Below are 17,409 nucleotides of genomic sequence, written 5' to 3' on the forward strand. Positions count from 1 at the left end.
TCTTAGCTGAGCCTAACCAAACCTCATCCCTTCGCCCGACTGCATTGCGGCACCGCCGGCGCGCGTGTCCGCGTGCCCCGGGGTCCGGAGAGAACCCGTGAACGACACAGCCATCCCCCTTCGAGCGAGCAGCCGCCTCCGCGTGCTCATCGCCGCCTTCGTCTCCTTCCTTCTCCTCGCCGCGGGAGCGGTGGTCGTGCCTCCTGCCCACGCCGCCGACGGCTCGGTCGACGCGAGCGTCACCGCTGCGTCGACGTCGGGTGTGACGGTGCAGGTGCAGGCATCCGGCTTGCCGGACGTCGCCGGCGCCTATGCCGCGCTCATCGTGAAGGGCACCGAAGGGTCGATCTCGGCGGGCGGCGGATACGCGGCGTTCGCCATGCCCTTCCCCGCGGTCAGCGGCGGAGCGAGCTCGTTCACGCTCACGGCTCCGGCCGGATCGCTCGACCGTACGCAGGCCTACGAGGTGCTGATCTGGCAGCAGCACTCGAACCCGGACGCGACGACGATCTACGCCCGGGGGGACGTGGAGGTCACTGCGGAGCAGTGGGATGCCGTGTTCGGCGCGGAGCCGGGAACCGACCCTGGTACCGACCCGGGAACCGACCCTGGTACCGACCCGGGCACCGATCCGGGAACGGACCCCGGCACGGACCCGGGCACGGATCCCGGCACCGACCCGGGAACCACGCCCCCGGCATCCGCGGCGATCGAGGTCTTTCTCGCCGACGGCACCACCCCGGCCGCGGGCACCGCGCTCCGGGCCGGCGACACGATCGTCGTGAAGGGCTCGGGCTACGACCCGACGGCCAACGTCGGCGGACGCGGTGTGCCGATCCCCGCGAACCTCTCGCAGGGGACCTACGTCGTGTTCGGCAACTTCGCCGCGAACTGGCAGCCTTCCGCCGGCGCGGCGTCGGCCGCACGCTCGGTCGGCACGCAGGCCTGGGCTCTCTCGGAGTCCGTGCTGAACCAGGTCCCCGCGCAGTATCAGGGCGCGATCCGTGCGCAGTGGGTCGACCTCGCCGATGACGGCACGTTCCAGGCCACTCTCACGCTGAAGGATGCCGCGGCATCCCCCGGTTCCTACGGCGTCTACACCTACGGGGCCGGTGGCGTCGTGAACGCCGACCAGGAGCGCAGCGTCGCCCTGGACTACGCCGTTCCCCCGAAGATCGTGATCTCGGCGTCCCTCGCGACGGCCGAGCCCGGCATCACCGCGTCCGTCACGGGTACGGGCTTCGGCGCCACGACCGGCGTGTACGCGGCGCTGATCCAGGCGGGAACCGAGGCGGATGTGACCGCGGGTGGCGGGTTCCTCGCGATGCAGTACGTGCGCGGGATCTCGGGTGGTGCGTTCACGGTCGATCTGACCGCTGCCGCCGACAAGCTCGACCGCACGAAGACGTACGAGGTGATCGTCTGGAAGCAGCACACGATGCCGAACGCCGACACCATCCTCGCTCGCGGCGCCGTCGCGATCAGCGACGCGGACTGGGACACGCTGTTCCCCGTGGAGGTCCCCACGGTCGCGACGACGGTCACGGCCGCGAGCGCTGATGAAGGACTGACCGTGACGGCATCCGGTTCGAAGCTCGGCGAGATCACCGGCGCCTACGCGGCGCTGATCCAGGCGGGAACCGAGGCGGATGTGACCGCGGGTGGCGGGTTCCTCGCGATGCAGTACGTGCGCGGGATCTCGGGTGGTGCGTTCACGGTCGATCTGACCGCTGCCGCCGACAAGCTCGACCGCATGAAGACGTATGAGGTGATCGTCTGGAAGCAGCACACGATGCCGAACGCCGACACGATCCTGAGCCGTGGAGCGGTCGCGATCAGCGACGCGGACTGGGACGCGGTGTTCCCGGTCGACGAACCGATGGTCGCGACGAGCGTCAGGACAGCCACGGCTGCGGACGGCCTCACCGTCACGGCATCCGGCTCGGAGATGGGCACGAACGTCGGCGCGTACGTCGCGCTGATCGAGGCCGGCACCGAGTCGGGCGTGACCGCCGGCGGCGGCTTCCTCGCCATGAAGTACGTCCCCCGGATCACCTTCGAGGCGTTCTCCGTCGACCTCACGACGGCCGCCGACACGCTCGACCGGACGAAGTCGTACGCGGTGATCGTCTGGAAGCAGCACACGATGCCGAACGCCGACACGATGCTCGCGCGCTCGACCGTCACGATCACCGAGGCGCAGTGGGACGCGCTGCTCGGCACGAAGCCCGAGGAGCCGAAGCCGCCGGTGACCCCGGTGACCCCGCCGGCGAACGTCCCCGGCGGCTCCCTGCGATGGGCGATCTCCTCGTCCTTCGCCGACTACGTCACCGGTCCGATCGCACAGGGGTCGATCTCCGTCTCCGGAGGAGCGACGCGTTCGGGTGGACAGTTCCAGTTCGGCCAGTCCGTCGGGGGTGACTTCGACGTCACGACCGGCGTCGGCAGCGTCGTCTACCGCGGCTCGGTGCGCTTCACCGGCCATCACGGGGTGCTCGACATCACGCTCTCCGACCCGGTGATCCGCGTCACGTCCTCGAACAGCGCGACGCTCTTCGTGTCGAGCGGCGGGTCGCAGGTGGCTTTCGCGACGCTCGACCTCGGCAGCGCCGTGCGCACGACCGCGAACGGCGCGGTGAGCTACACCGCTGCTCCCGCCGCTCTGACGGCTGCCGGGCGCGACACGGTCCTGTCGGGCAACTCGACCGTGCTCAACCCGGTCACCTTCACGATCGGCTCGCCGGCAGCCGCCCCGCAGGGAACGACGGGCATGGTCGCGGCGGCATCCGTCACGAAGAAGGCGGCGCTGCCCGACACGCCTCCCGCGACGGACGGCATCGTGGTCGACGAGAAGAACCTCGCCGCACTCGAAGCAGGCAAGGCGGCGACCGTCTCCGCCGCGGGCTTCCAGCCGAACGAGGAGGGCATCCAGGTCGTCGTCTACTCGACACCGGTGCTGCTCGAGACCGTGCAGGCGGATGCCACGGGCGTCGCGACCTGGTCGGGCACGCTGCCCGCCAGCCTCGAGGACGGCGCGCACACCCTGACGCTGCAGGGATCCGTCGACCGCGGTCTCGCCTTCACCCTGAACCGAGCGGCGGCCGTGATCGGCGCCTGCACGGTCGAGGGTGCGACGCTGAAGTGGGGCTACAAGGAGTCGTTCCGCACGTACATCGAGGGCATGGCGAAGGGCGGCTGGACGCTCACCGGCGTGGAGTACCGATACCCGGACTATGTCTGGGAGAGCGGCACCGGATCGTTCGACGACACCTCCCTCGCCGGGCTCGTCGCCTTCGGCGGCAGCATCGCCTTCACCGGTCACGAGGGCGCGCTGAACACGACGCTGGCGAACGCGCGGATCGAGCTCGCCGGCGACACCGGCTATCTCGTGTTCGACGTGACCGGCACCACGCAGGACGGCGCGAGCGTCGACCAGAAGGGCGTGCGTCTCGCGGAGTTCGCGGCGCGCGACGCGGCCGTGGTCGACGGGGTCCTGTCGCTGGATGCCGTGCCGACAGCTCTCACCGAGGCCGGTGCCGCCGCGTTCGGCACCTACGCCGCGGGCGAGGCGCTCGACCCGGTCACCGCGGTGATCCCGGTCGACGCCGACTGCGGCGTCGCGGCACCGGTAGAGGACGGGTCCGACTCCGAGGCGACCGCCGCGGTCACCGCCGCGACGACACCGGCGATCACGGAGGGCGCTCCGGTGTGGCCGTGGATCGTCGGCGGCCTCGTCGTCGTCGCTCTCGCCGCGGCGGGCGGGGTGCTCATCGCGCGCCGCAACCGCGCCGGGGCGGCCGAGGTGACGACGGAGGTCTGACGCTTCGGGCCCGCGACGGCACGGTTTGCAGGCTCAGATCACGAATGCAGGTCGAGATCGACGATCTCGACCTGCATCCGTGTTCTCGACCTGCAAAGCGGGACGCGCAGACCGGCTGCAAGGTGTGCCCGAACGGTGGGACAATGGAGGCATGGCTCCCACCGATTCCCACCAGACCGTCGAGGCGACCGTGCGTCGCGTGCCTCGCTACGGCGTGCTCATGGGCATCGGCGTCGTGGTCGGGATCATCGCGGCCGCCATCCTGACCTGGAGCGGCAGCTTCGAGGAGTCGCAGGCTCTCGATGTCGTCTACCCGCCCGGTCAGGTCTTCGGCTTCCTGCTGCTGTGGACCGTGCCGATCGGACTCGCGCTCGGCGGTGTCGTCGGCATCATCATGGAGCGCATCGCGCGCCGTCACGACCGCGTCGTCACGGTCGACCGGGAGACCGTCGTCGAGACGGACCGACCGGCCGCCGACTAGGCCAGCTCGGCGATCACCGGACGGATCGCGGCGTCGAACGCCACGACGTCGCGCCGGAGCCCGTCGGTCACCGCGACCGTGAGGGCGCCGATCCACCAGATGCCGCGCTGCGAGAACGGCAGCACCTGCACGTTCAGCTCGAACGAATGCGCGCGGCGTCCGACCTCGCGCTCGAACTCGGCGATGGCACTCGCGTAGGCGCGATACGCGTCGCCACCGGTGCTGCTCTTCATCGAGTTCACGTAGCGGTCGTGCGCGGCGCGCGCGTAGCGGAGCGCGGATTCCCCGTGCGGAGCGACGGCCGCGGCGAGCTCCTCCGCACCGGTGGCCGGCAGTGCGACGAGGGTGTCGAAGCCGTCGACGAGCTCGAGCGGCACCCCCGACGGGTGAGCGCGCGGCTCGACCGTCATGTCCCAGTAGTCCCGCCACTGCCCCTCGACGGCGGCCGACGCCTCGGTGGCATCCGGCGCCCGCACCGCGAGGTCGCGAAGGCTCGGGAGGTCCTCCAGTGCCCGGATCCCGAGCGTCTGGCGCAGCGTGAGCGCGACGAGCACCGGAACGCTCGCGTCTTCGCGGATGAGCCACTGCGGCTTGTCGGCCATGGCCCCATCGTAGGCGGGAGCGGGGCCGCCGTCCGAGCTCTGTTCCGGCGGAGAGTCGGGGTGCCCGCGGGCGGTAGGCTGGAGGTGTGGCTGCCTCCCCCACCAATCCCTATTCCGAAGCCGGCGTCGACACCGCTGCAGGTGATCTCGCCGTCGAGCTGATGAAGTCTTCCGTGCGCGCGACGCACGGCCCCGAAGTGCTCGGCGGTGTCGGCGGATTCGCCGGCCTGTTCGACGCCAGCGCACTGCGCGACTTCCGTCGCCCGCTGCTGGCGACGAGCACCGACGGCGTCGGCACCAAGGTCGCGATCGCTCAGGCGATCGACAAGCACGACACGATCGGCCAGGACCTGGTCGGCATGGTCGTCGACGACATCGTCGTGGTGGGCGCCAAGCCCCTCTTCATGACCGACTACATCGCGTGCGGCAAGGTCTTCCCGCAGCGCATCGCCGACATCGTGCGCGGCATCGCCGAGGCGTGCTCCGCGACGGGCACCGCGCTGGTCGGCGGCGAGACCGCTGAGCACCCCGGGCTTCTCGGCCCGCGTGACTACGACGTGGCCGGTGCCGCCACCGGTGTCGTCGAGGCCGACGCGATCCTGGGGTCCGAGCGCGTGCAGGACGGCGACGCGGTCATCGCCATCGCCTCCAGCGGACTGCACTCCAACGGCTACTCGCTCGTGCGCCACATCATCACGAACGCCGGCATCTCCTACGGCGACAACGCCGCCGACTTCGGCACGACCTGGGGCGAGGCGCTCCTCGAGCCGACCCGCCTGTACACGCTTCCGCTGCTCCGTCTGATCGACGAGCTGGGCCCTTCGACAGGCTCAGGGACCCAGGCCGTGGGGTCGGGGACCCAGGCCGTGGGGTCGGGGACCCAGGCCGTGGGGTCGGGGACCCAGGCCGTGCATGCGCTCAGCCACGTCACAGGAGGCGGCATCGCGGCGAACCTCGCGCGCGTGCTCCCGCAGGGCAGCTGGGCCGAGGTCGATCGCAGCACGTGGTCGCCGAGCCCGGTCTTCCGCGTGCTCAGCGACATCGCCGGCTCCACGCTGGAGTCGGCCGAGGGCACCTGGAACCTCGGCATCGGGTTCCTCGCGGTCATCGCCGCAGACAAGAAGGATGCCGCGATCGCGGCGCTCGCCGCCGAGGGCATGCCCGCGTGGCAGGTCGGGACCGTCGGCTTCGGCGCGCGTCCGGCAGGCGAGTTCGAACAGGGCGCCAAGGGCGTCGACGGTGGAGCGGTGCGCCTGGTGGGCGCCTACGCGGACGGAGCGAAGTAAGAGCCCATGTGCGGCATCGTCGGAATGGTGGGGTCCGCCCCGGTCAATCAGGACATCTACGACGCACTCCTGCTGCTGCAGCATCGCGGCCAGGATGCGACGGGCATCGCCACGGCGGAAGCCAACGGCGTCATGCACAACGCGAAGGCGCAGGGCATGGTGCGCGAGGCGTTCCGCACGCGCGACATGCGCGCGCTGCTCGGCAACGTCGGCCTCGGACACGTGCGCTATGCCACGAAGGGCACCGCGTCGAACGAGGAGGAGATGCAGCCGTTCTACGTGAACGCGCCGTACGGCATCATCCTCATCCACAACGGCAATCTCACCAACACGCGTGAGCTCACCGCCGACATGGCGAAGCGCGACCGTCGCCACCTCAACTCGTCCAGTGACACCGAGCTGCTGCTGAACGTGCTCGCCGGTGAGCTGCAGGCGACCACCTCGACCGTCGACCTTGACTCCGAGCGCGTGTTCGAGGCCGTCACCCGCACGCAGGCGCGCATCGAGGGCGCCTACGCCGTGATCGCCGTGATCGCCGGCTACGGCCTGCTCGCGTTCCGCGACCCGTTCGGCATCCGTCCGCTCATCCTCGGGCGCCGTCCGTCGACCGTCGAGGGCGCGGAGGGACGAGACGAGTGGGTCGTCGCGAGCGAATCGCTCGTGCTCGAGAACGGCGACTACGAGGTCGTCCGCGAGGTCGAGCCGGGTGAGGCCGTGTTCATCACGAACGACGGCGAGATGTTCAGCAAACGGTGCGCATCGGACGTGCATCTCGCGCCGTGCGCCTTCGAGTACGTCTACCTCGCCCGCCCCGACTCGGTCATGAACGGCGTCTCGGTCTACGAGTCGCGCCTGCGCATGGGCGACCGCCTGGCCGACACGATCGCCAAGCACGTGCCGATGGACAAGATCGACGTGGTCATGCCGATCCCCGACTCGTCGCGCCCCGCCGCGATGGAGGTCGCCCGCAAGCTCGGCATCGAATACCGCGAGGGCTTCTACAAGAACCGCTACGTCGGCCGGACCTTCATCATGCCGGGGCAGGCGGTCCGCAAGAAGAGCGTGCGGCAGAAGCTCAACGCGATGTCGACCGAGTTCCAGGGCAAGAACGTGCTCCTGATCGACGACTCGATCGTGCGCGGCACCACGTCGAAGGAGATCATCCAGATGGCGCGGGATGCCGGCGCCGCCTCGGTGACCTTCGCATCCGCGGCTCCGCCCGTTCGGCATCCGCACGTCTACGGCATCAACATGCCGTCGCGCCACGAGCTCATCGCGCACGGGAGGACCATTCCCGAGATCGCGGAGGAGCTCGGCTGCGACCACCTGGTCTACCAGGAGGTCGAAGACCTCAAGGCCGCGATCATCGAGGGGTCCGTCCTGACGGATCTCGACATGAGCTGCTTCGACGGCCGCTACGTGACCGGCACCGTCTCCGACGAATACCTCGCCTGGGTGGAGGGGTCGCAGACCTCGTGACGCCGAGGCCGCTCTGGCAGGGGAGGGCTCTCGCGCTCGTCGGGATCGTGCTGGTCGCGTTCTCGCTGCGATCGGCTGTCGCCTCGCTGTCGCCGGTGATCGACCACGTGGCCGAGGACTTCCCCGTCTCGCCGGTCGTCATCGGCCTGATCGGGGCCGCGCCGCCGGTGTGCTTCGCGATCTTCGGCCTGCTCACTCCGCTGTTCGAGCGGCGGTTCGGTCTGGAGCGCGTCGCGGTGACCGCCATCGCGCTGATGGCGGCGGGGATGCTGCTGCGCGGGTTCGCTGTCGACTCCGTGACGCTTCTGGCGTCGACCGCCCTCGTCTTCGCGGGCGTCGGCTCCGGGAACGTGCTGCTGCCGCCCCTGGTGAAGAAGTACTTCCCCGACCGCATCGGCCTCATGATGACGGTCTACTCGACGACGCTGGCGATCTCGACCTTCCTGCCACCGCTGGTCGCCGTGCCGGTGGCCGACTCGCTCGGCTGGCGTCTGTCGCTCGGCATGTGGGGCGTCGTCGCAGCCCTCTCCCTGCTGCCGTGGGTGACGCTGGCCCTCCGTGAACGCCGCGCACCGATGGTCGCGCCGGTCGAGTACGACGACATCGACCCCACGGACGGACGCCATGACGTGCAGGACGCCGTGGCCGTCGCGACCGGGCCGATCTCGACCGCTCCGGCGAACCCACGGTACTTCGCCCGGCTCTGGCGCCTGCCGCTCGCCTGGGCGCTCGCGCTCGTCTTCGGCACATCGTCGACCATGGCCTACGTCTCGTTCGCCTGGATGCCGACGATGTTGGTCGACATCGGCGGCGTCACTCCGGCGACCGCCGGTCTGCTGCTCTCCCTGTTCGCGCTCGTCGGTCTGCCGTGCTCGATGATCGTGCCGGTCCTCGTGGTGAAGTACCAGGCGACGCGTCCGCTCTTCTTCGTCGGCGTCGTCGGCGGTCTGGTGGGTCTGGCCGGGTTCCTGTTCGTACCGACCGTGGCGCTGCCGTTGTGGGTCGGCATCTTCGGGCTCTCGGCGATCATGTTCCCACTGAGCCTCGTACTGCTCAGCATCCGCGCACGCACGCCCGAGAGCGCTGTCGCGCTGAGCGGCTTCGTGCAGAGCATCGGCTATGCGATCGCCGCCGTCTTCCCCCTGTTGATCGGGATGCTCCACGAGACGACAGCCGGGTGGCAGGTTCCGATCTTCGTCGTCGCTGCCGTGCTCGTGCTCTCGATCCCCGCCGGGATCGTCGCCGGCCGACGGCGCACGATCGAAGACGAGTGGGAGCGTCGGCGCGGTCGCTGGTGACGCGGGTCAGCGCGCCGATCTCGGCGGCGCGGTCGAGGAGCGCACGATGAGCTCCGGATCGGTCGACGGCACGTCGCCGACGGCCTCATGGCCCTCGATCTGCCCGATCACCCGGAGTGCCGCCGCGCGCCCCATCGCCTCGAACGGCTGACGCACCGTCGTGAGCGCCGGCGACGCGTAGGCTGCGAGGGCGATGTCGTCGACGCTCACGACCGACACGTCCTCCGGTACGCTGCGCCCGGCCTCGTGCAGGGCGCGGATCAGGCCGAATGCCATCTCATCGCTGCTGACGAAGACAGCGGTCACCTCGGGGATCGCCGCGATCGTGCGGCCGGCGCGGTATCCCGACTCGGGGGTCCAGTCGGCGGGGATCACCGGAGGCGGCACGATGCCGCGGTCGCGGAGCGTCTGCTCCCACGCCTCGCTGCGCTGCTGCGTCTCGGCCCAGTAGTCGTCACCGGAGACGTGCCAGACCGTGGAGTGACCGAGATCCAACAGGTGCTCCACGGCGAGGCGGGCGATCGCGCGCTGGTCGACGGCGAGCGGCGCATCCTCGTCGAGAGAGGCGCGCTCGCTGCGGGTCGACGGCGTGCGCTCTGTTCGCGCTCTCATGGCCGGGCTGTCGAGTTCGACCGGGATGCCGAGGATGATCCCCTCCGCTCCCTGCCGCTCCAGGCGGTCGAACGCCTCGAGGAACGACTCGGTCGATGCGTGGTCCGGAACCGCTGCGGTCGTGACCGTGTATCCGTTCGCCGCGGCCGCCTGCTCGATGCCGACGCCGAGCGCTGCCGAGGAGTATCGGTCGGTGGAGACGACGATGACGCCGAGGATCCGTGAGCGGCCGGAGGCGAGCGACGCGGCGGCCGCGTGCACGCGGTAGCCCAGCTCCTCGACGGCCGCGAGAACCCGTCGCGCGGTGTCGGGGCGGACGTTGTCCTGTGCGGACATGACGCGGGAGACGGTCTGCGTCGAGACGCCGGCGAGGCGCGCCACGTCGACCTGGCTCGGGGCTCGATCCTCTCGAGGGCGGCGTGGGGACATGGAGCAATGATAGCGATCAAACGGCTGGTTTCCGGGGAGCAATGAGCGTGTGCATGCGATAATGTGAGCGCAAACACTTTCTTGGGAGCCCCATGTCTGACCTTCTCGCATCGCCTGCCGGCGTCGCCCCCGCCGCGCTCGACGGGCGGTCGCCCGCTCTGACCTGGCGTGACGGCGAGATCCTCCGTCACGGAGAGAAGCACCGCATCCTCTCCGGCGCGATCCACTATTTCCGCGTGCACCCTGACCAGTGGGAGGACCGGCTCCGCCGCCTCGCGGCGATGGGGGCGAACACGGTCGACACGTACGTGGCATGGAACTTCCACGAGCGGGTCGAGGGCGACCGCCGTTTCGACGACTGGCGTGATGTCGAGCGATTCGTCCGGATCGCGGGCGAGGTCGGGCTCGATGTCTTCATCCGGCCGAGTCCCTACATCTGCGCCGAGTGGTCCAACGGCGGCATCCCGCACTGGCTCTCCGGACGCGTCACCGCACTGCGCACCAGCGATCCCGCCTTCCTCGCGGCCGTCGACGCCTGGTACGACGAGCTCATCCCGCGACTCGTGCCGCTGCAGGCGGCGCACGGCGGGCCCATCGTCGCGGTGCAGGTGGAGAACGAGTACGGATCCTTCGGGAGCGACGAGGAGTATCTCGCCCACCTCCGCGACGGGCTCCGGTCGCGCGGGATGGTCGAGATGCTCACGACGGCCGACGGGATCACGGGCGACATGGTCGCCCACGGCAGCATCCCCGGCGCGATGACCACCTTCACCTTCGGCACCGGTGTCGGCGAGGCCCTGAAGCTGCGCCGGCACGGCGAGGCGCTCATGTGCAGCGAGCTGTGGGGCGGCTGGTTCGACCATTGGGGGGAGCGGCACCATGTGCGCTCCGTCGCGAGCATGGGCGGCACCCTCGGCGAGCTGCTCGATGCCGGAGGCTCGGTGAGCCTCTACATGGCGCACGGCGGCACGAACTTCGGTCTCTGGAACGGCGCCAACCACGACCGTGTGCTCCAGCCCACGACGACCAGCTACGACTCCGATGCCCCGATCGGGGAGGACGGGTCGCTCGGCGCCAAGTTCCACGCGCTGCGTGAGCTCTTCGCCCCGTTCCACGGCGGGGAGCTGCCGGCGACCCCGCCGTCGCCGCGACGGCAGGCGGCGGCATCCGCTTCCCTGATGCCGCAGGCATCGCTGCTCGACGTCGTCCGCTCGGCACCTCCCGCGGGTGCGCCGACCCCTCGTCCGCAGACGTTCGAGCAGCTCGGCGCGGAGGACGGGCTCGTCGCGTACGAGACCTCGGTGTCGTTCCCCGAGGGGGCGACGCTCACGATCGAGGGTCTGCATGACCGCGCGACCGTGTTCCTCGACGATGAGCGGATCGGCTTGCTGGAGCGGGACGGCGCCACGTCGATGGTCCTGCCCGGTTCTGCGCGCACCGGGCTCCTCACGATCGTCGTCGAGAGCCTCGGCCGTATCAACTACGGCCCGTACACCGGTGAGGGCAAGGGGATCATGCGGGGCGTGATGATCGGACGACGCTTCGTCAACGCCTGGACGCACCGCGTCGTGCCGCAGGATGCGCCGGATGCCGAGAGCGCGTTCGGCGCGCGCGACGGGCTCGCCGTCGCGCACATCGACGTCGACGAGGCGCTGGACGCCTGGCTCGCCTTCCCCGGCGGCGGCAAGGGGATGGTGTGGTTGAACGATTTCCTGCTCGGCCGGTACTGGAAGGTGGGCCCGCAGCAGACCCTCTATGCGCCCGCCCCGCTCTGGCGGCGCGGGCGCAACGAGATCCGCGTCCTGGATCTCGACGGTGTCGGCGCGACCGTCGAGATCTGCGAGGAGCCGGTCTTCGGCGACACCGAGGAGTTCGTGGGGTCCTGACCGGGGATGGTCGCAGAGCCGCTCGGCCGTGAAGGCCGGGCGGCTCTTCGCGTCCGGTCGCGACATGGAGAATGTTTGCGCAGAGATCAAGAAGAATCCTTGTCTTGCGAATACAGCAACTGTAGGGTGATAGCGCAAACATCAGCTTCTGCTGATGGCTTCCATCTGCGGCGCATCGGGGCGTCTCGACTCCCGTGCGACGCTACGTTCGAGAGGCACCACGTGTCGAAGAGTCCCCGACGTCCCCGCACTGCACGAACCCTCAGCTCCCTCCTGGTCACCGCGCTCGTCTTCGGCGGCGTCGCCGCGCAGGCGTCGCCGGCGCTGGCCGCCGATCTGGTTCCCGTGCCCAAGACCGACTATCGCCTGACCGGGGTGTCGAGCGCTGCGGATCCCTACCCCGCGCCGCCCGCGCTCGACGGCACGGCGCTCGCCGCCTTCGACGGCGACTTCGCGACGCAGTGGGTCTCCCGCTACGCGGAGCTGGCTCCCTTCCCGCACTGGGTCTCGATCGATCTGCAGCGGTCGCTCTCGGTGAAGGCGCTCGACTACTCGGGCAAGGTCGGCCAGCGGATCGATGCGAAGACCGTCGAGGTGTACGTCACCGACGACGCACAGACGGCTGCGACCTCGCCCGCCGAGGGCGGCTGGGGCGACGCGGCCGCCACGGCGACGCTGCACGCGCCGACGGCGAACGACGAGAAGCAGCGCATCACGCTCGACACCGCGAAGGACGGCCGTTACGTCGCGCTGCTGATCATCGACGCGCAGGACATGGCGGGCAACGGCGCCGGCGCCGGCGAGATCGAGGTGCTCTCGGACGAGGAGCTCCCTCCCATCGTCGAAGAGCCCGAGGAGCCGGAGGTGCCCGTCAACATCGAGACGGTCGAGATCGCGAACGGCGGCACCACCGCCACCGTCGCGAAGGGCTTCCCGCAGATCACGGGCTACCTGGTCGGCGGAGCCGCGTTCGACGGCCAGCGCGCGTCGGCGAACACCTGGTCGGTCGACGGCACCTCCTACGCCGCCTCGACCACCTCGACGGCCACCGCGACCGGAGTCGACTACGTGTCGACGCTCACGGGCATCGACGTGACGGTGAGCAGCAGCATCCGTGTCACGGCGGAGGGCACCGTCGAGTTCGAGGTGACCGAGGTCGGCGGCGGGGCAGCGGTGAACACGCTGGGCCTGCCGGACAACGCCTTCCTCTCCACGAACGATTCCGGATCCGTCCTCGACCGCACGGTCATCGATCCGAACAGCACGACGAACGCCGATGAGCACATCGTGGTGAACGACGCGACCGCCACCGGTCAGAAGGGGGCGGCCTTCGCATTCCTCGGCGACGGCGCCCTCGTCGGCAGTGTGCTCACGAACGCGACGACGCAGGCATCGGGTGGGACGCCGTCGTGGAACACCCGCCTTCTCACTCGCGTGACGACCGCCGGCGGACGCACGGCCGAGATCGGATCGAGCCCCTGGCTGATCCACCCGACGACCGCCGTCGATGCGCGGGTGACGACGTACGAGCTGCCGAAGGTGACCGTGTTCCTCACGTCCGACCGCAACGGCGACGCCGCCGTCGACTGGCAGGACGCCGGCATCCGCTATCGCGAGGTCGACACCGTGCGCCTCGGCGCCGACCGGGTCGCGGAGCGCGTGGTCAGCCGCATCCCGTTCAACTTCGCCTCGACCGCGACCAACTACTTCGACCTCACGCTCGACAACACCAAGCGCATCGCGAATCAGACCGACGGCCTCGGCCAGTGGGTGCTCAACAAGGGCTTCGGCAGCGAGGGGCACGACTCGGCGAACACCGACTACGGCGGAAACCCCAATGAGCGCGCCGGTGGTGTCGACGACCTCAACCGCCTGGTCGACGAGGGAGCGAAGCTCAACGCCGACATGAGCGTGCACGTCAACGCGACCGAGATCTACCCGCAGGCGAACTCGTTCGATCCGGCGATCCTCGACGGTGCCGCCCCGTACAAGCCCGGGTGGAACTGGCTCGATCAGTCCTACTACATCAACCAGCAGACCGACCTCGGCACCGGACGCGTACTCGACCGCTTCCAGCAGCTGCGCGACGAGGTCCCTGGCCTCAGCGGCGTGTACATCGACGTCTACTACTCGAACGGGTGGGTCGCCGAAGAGCTGGCGGACGAGCTGCATGCGATGGACCTCGAGGTCGCGACCGAGTGGGGCGACAAGTTCGTCGACGACTCCGTCTGGGCGCATTGGCCGAACGACCTCGCCTACGGCGGCAAGGAGAACAAGGGCATCAATTCGACGATGGTCCGGTTCATCCAGAACGGTCAGGCGGACATCTGGAACGACGACGCGCTCCTCGGCCAGCAGCGGCTCATCGATGCCGAGGGGTGGAGCGGCAACCGCAACTGGGACGGCTTCATCGGCAACATCTGGACGCAGAGCCTCCCGACGAAGTTCATCCAGCAGTTCGATCTCCTCACGTACGAGGCGGGAACGTCGGCGACGCTGACGGATGACGTGGGCATCTCCATCGACGGCGGCGACAGGGTCATCACCATGGGCGACGCGACCGTCCTCCGCGGCGATTCCTACCTGCTGCCGTGGCAGACCCTCGCATCGAGCGCCGACGCCGGTTCGCCGGTCGACGCCGACAAGATGTACTTCTTCTCGGCATCCGGCGGCTCCCACACGTTCGGGGTGACCGACGCGTTCAGCGGCAACACCGCCTTCGACGTGTTCGAGCTGGGCGACCAGGGTCGTCAGAAGGTCTCGACCGTCGATGCGGTGAACGGCGAGCTCACGCTCAGCGGCGACGAGAACACCGCCTACGTCGTGGTGCCGCAGGGCGGAGCCGAGCGCGCCCCCGTCGACTACCACGACGCAGGACTCGACGACCCCGGCTTCAACGCCGGAACTCTCGACGGCTGGCACCCGCAGGGCGACGTCTCGATCGAGCGCACCGACCTCGGCGCGCAGAAGAACCAGTCGCGTGGCGACAACGTCGCCGTGCTGGGTGCGGCCGCGTCGTCGATCTCGCAGACGGTCACCGGGCTCGCTCCCGGACAGCGGTACTCCTTCTCGGCGCAGGTGCAGATCGACCAGACCGCGGCTCGCGACGTCGTCGTCGCGGTCGACACCCCTGCCGGCGCGATCACCCGCACCTGGAACCTGTCTCCGACGCTCAACCTCATGCTCCCGGATTCGAAGGCGGGACAGCATTACCAGCGCGGCACGGTCTCGTTCCTGGCCCCGGCATCCGGCGAGGTGACCGTCTCGATCGCCGCACCCGCGGGTGAGGCGAAGGTCCGCGTCGACAATGCGCGGGTCATGGTCGACACCACGACGGCGCCGACGGAAGGCACGGTGTACTCGAGCGACTTCGAGGGCAACCAGCCCGGCTGGGGTCCGTTCGTCTACTCGGGCGATCCGGGCGGCATCCGCACCAGCATCTCCCGCCGTCACGACCCGTACACGGGCAGCGACTGGCGCAACACCGCTCGTCCGTTCGCCCCGGGTGGTGCGCAAGCCGGTCTCGCGGTCGACTCGACCCTGCACGGCGATCACTCGCTGCTGTCGCACTCGGAGCTCAGCGGCGTCGTCTACCGCACCGACCCGACGCTCGTCTCGCTGCAGGCCGGACACACCTACCGTGTCGGATTCGACTACCAGGTCGGAGCGAGCGGGGCCTATCGCTGGGTGACGGGCACGGATGCCCTCGCCGCCGGCGAGGCGACCTCGACGACCCTCGGACGAACCGATCTCGCCCAGGCTCTGGAGACGACGTCGTTCGTCCAGGACGTGAAGGTCGGATGCGGCGACTACACCTGGGTGGGACTCGAACGCGTCGGCGGCCCGGAGGTCGACTTCGTGCTCGACGACTTCACGGTGACGGACCTCGGACCGACGACGGGCGGCACGCCGTGCGCCACGGTCTCGGGCGGAGCCGCGGTCCTGAGCCCGGGCGGGCAGTCGACGTTCACCTCGACGTTCACGAACAGCGAGGACATCGCCGTCGAGAACATCGGAGTGGAGCTCGCTGTGCCGGAGGGGTATGCGGTCGAGGTTGCAGACGGCTCCTCGAACCTGTTCGAGACCGTCGATGCGGGCGACAGCGTCGAGACGACCTGGCTGATCACCGCCCCGGCGGAAGCGGCCGGCGCATCGGTCGGCATCGGCATCGAGGCGACCTACCTCGCCGACTGCGACGTGCGGTCGGTCGCGACCTCGGTGCAGGCGACGGTCGCGACGCGGGCGCGGATCCCGAACGAGCAGATCACGGCCTCGGCGAACTCCGAGGAGACGGTGAACGAAGACGGCAAGGCGGCGAACATGCTCGACGGCGAAGCCGGGACCTTCTGGGTCAGCCGCTGGGCCGCCGATGCCACGGCCTATCCGCACGTGCTGACGTTCGACCTCGGCGCTGCCGAACAGGTCGACGGCATCTCGTACCTGCGCCGGACGGCGAACACGAACGGTCCGATCAAGGGCTACGAGGTCGCCGTCTCGGCCGACGGGCAGACGTTCACCCCCGTGACCACAGGAGAGTGGAAGAACGTCGCCGAGTGGCAGGACGTGAGCTTCGAGGAGACGACGGCCCGGTACGTGCGAGTGACCGCGACGTCGTCGATCTCGGGGTCGCAGTTCTCCGCCGTCGCCGAGATCGCGATCTACGGCACGGCCGCACCGCAGAGCGGACATGCACCGAAGGAGCGTCCGGCCGACGACATCGACGAATGCACCCCCGTCACCGATCCGGAGCTGAGTCTCGATGCCACATCGGTCCGCGCCGGCGAGACGGTCGGGGCGGAGCTCACGGGCTTCGAGCCGAGCTCCGCGGTGTCCTTCTGGCTCGGCGAGGTGAAGATCGCCGATGCCGCGGTCGATGGCGAGGGGGCGCTGACGAGTCGGCTGCTCATCCCGCTGGCGACCGAAGTCGGGAAGCACGAGGTGATCGTCAAGGACGCCTCGGGCGAACCGGTCGCCAGTGCGCCGCTGAAGGTGAAGAAGGCGAAGCCGGCGAAGGACGCGACGGTGACGGTGTCTGTCGAGACGGTTCGAGGCGGATCCAGCGTCGATGTGCAGCTGCGCAGCTTCGAGCCCGGCGATGCCGTGCAGGTCTGGCTGCACTCCGAGCCGGTGAAGCTGGGCGATGTGACGGTCGACGCGGACGGGAATGCTCTGGCGCGGGTCGTGATCCCCGCGGCGACTCCGGCCGGACAGCATTCGATCGTCGTGACGGATGCCGAAGGCGCGGAGCTCGCCCGCACGGGTCTCGCAGTGACGGCCGCACCCGGGGCTGCCGGTGGCAGCCTCTCGGAGACCGGAGCGGATGGAGCGCTGTGGGCGGCAGTCGGCCTGTCGGCGCTGGCGCTGATACTTCTCGGCGGGGTGCTGTGGACGCGCCGACGTCGGGTCGGCTGAGCGGTTCGCTTCGCCGCTGAGGCGCGGCGAGACGGCCCGGAGGGAGTTCCCTCCGGGCCGTCTCGCGCGATCGCCAGGGAGGATTCCTGCCGCGGAATATACTG

The 17,409-nt window shown here is 69.8% G+C and carries 9 protein-coding genes; 7 read left to right on the forward strand and 2 right to left on the reverse strand.

The features are described 5' to 3' along the window. Positions 1-97 precede the first annotated feature (97 nt). Together DC434_RS04235 and DC434_RS04240 are read left to right on the forward strand one after the other, a co-directional pair. Positions 98-3,820: an HtaA domain-containing protein gene (locus DC434_RS04235; protein WP_116634063.1), complete on the forward strand. Its 3,723-nt coding sequence runs from the start codon at positions 98-100 to the stop codon at positions 3,818-3,820. A 151-nt stretch (positions 3,821-3,971) separates the two neighbouring features. After that, positions 3,972-4,301, forward strand: coding sequence for a potassium transporter Trk (locus tag DC434_RS04240; RefSeq protein ID WP_116634064.1), 330 nt, complete (start codon positions 3,972-3,974; stop codon positions 4,299-4,301). Here the strand turns inward: DC434_RS04240 and DC434_RS04245 are convergent. After that, positions 4,298-4,903, reverse strand: a complete 606-nt coding sequence (locus tag DC434_RS04245) for a zinc-binding alcohol dehydrogenase (protein WP_116634065.1) — start codon at positions 4,901-4,903, stop codon at positions 4,298-4,300. The genes DC434_RS04240 and DC434_RS04245 overlap by 4 nt on opposite strands. 86 nt (positions 4,904-4,989) lie before the next feature. On the opposite strand from DC434_RS04245, the gene purM reads away from it, so the two are divergent. From purM to DC434_RS04260, 3 genes are read left to right on the forward strand one after another with little or no spacing between them, the layout of a single operon-like run. Further along, a complete protein-coding gene (gene purM, locus DC434_RS04250) occupies positions 4,990-6,189 on the forward strand; it encodes a phosphoribosylformylglycinamidine cyclo-ligase (RefSeq protein ID WP_116634066.1) in 1,200 nt (399 codons plus the stop codon). A 6-nt stretch (positions 6,190-6,195) separates the two neighbouring features. Next, positions 6,196-7,668 carry an amidophosphoribosyltransferase gene (purF, locus tag DC434_RS04255; protein ID WP_116634067.1) on the forward strand — a complete coding sequence of 491 codons (1,473 nt, stop codon included), beginning with the start codon at positions 6,196-6,198 and terminating at the stop codon, positions 7,666-7,668. Beyond that, on the forward strand, positions 7,665-8,966 hold the full coding sequence (locus DC434_RS04260) for an MFS transporter (protein WP_207769900.1): 1,302 nt from the start codon (positions 7,665-7,667) through the stop codon (positions 8,964-8,966). The genes purF and DC434_RS04260 overlap by 4 nt, the downstream gene beginning before the upstream one ends. A 6-nt stretch (positions 8,967-8,972) precedes the next feature. On the opposite strand, the gene DC434_RS04265 is transcribed toward DC434_RS04260, so the two are convergent. Continuing rightward, positions 8,973-10,007: a substrate-binding domain-containing protein gene (locus DC434_RS04265; RefSeq protein ID WP_116634068.1), complete on the reverse strand. Its 1,035-nt coding sequence runs from the start codon at positions 10,005-10,007 to the stop codon at positions 8,973-8,975. Between the two features lie 92 nt (positions 10,008-10,099). Between DC434_RS04265 and DC434_RS04270 the strand changes: the two genes are divergently transcribed. Together DC434_RS04270 and DC434_RS04275 are read left to right on the forward strand one after the other, a co-directional pair. Next, a complete protein-coding gene (locus tag DC434_RS04270; protein ID WP_116634069.1) occupies positions 10,100-11,893 on the forward strand; it encodes a beta-galactosidase family protein in 1,794 nt (597 codons plus the stop codon). A gap of 222 nt (positions 11,894-12,115) precedes the next feature. Then, positions 12,116-17,305 (forward strand): endo-alpha-N-acetylgalactosaminidase family protein, encoded by a 5,190-nt coding sequence (locus DC434_RS04275; protein WP_116634070.1) that lies wholly within the window; start codon positions 12,116-12,118, stop codon positions 17,303-17,305. The last annotated feature ends 104 nt before the right edge of the window (positions 17,306-17,409 follow it).

Origin of the sequence: Microbacterium sp. TPD7012 (assembly GCF_003075395.1) — a bacterium.
Taxonomy (GTDB): Bacteria; Actinomycetota; Actinomycetes; order Actinomycetales; family Microbacteriaceae; genus Microbacterium.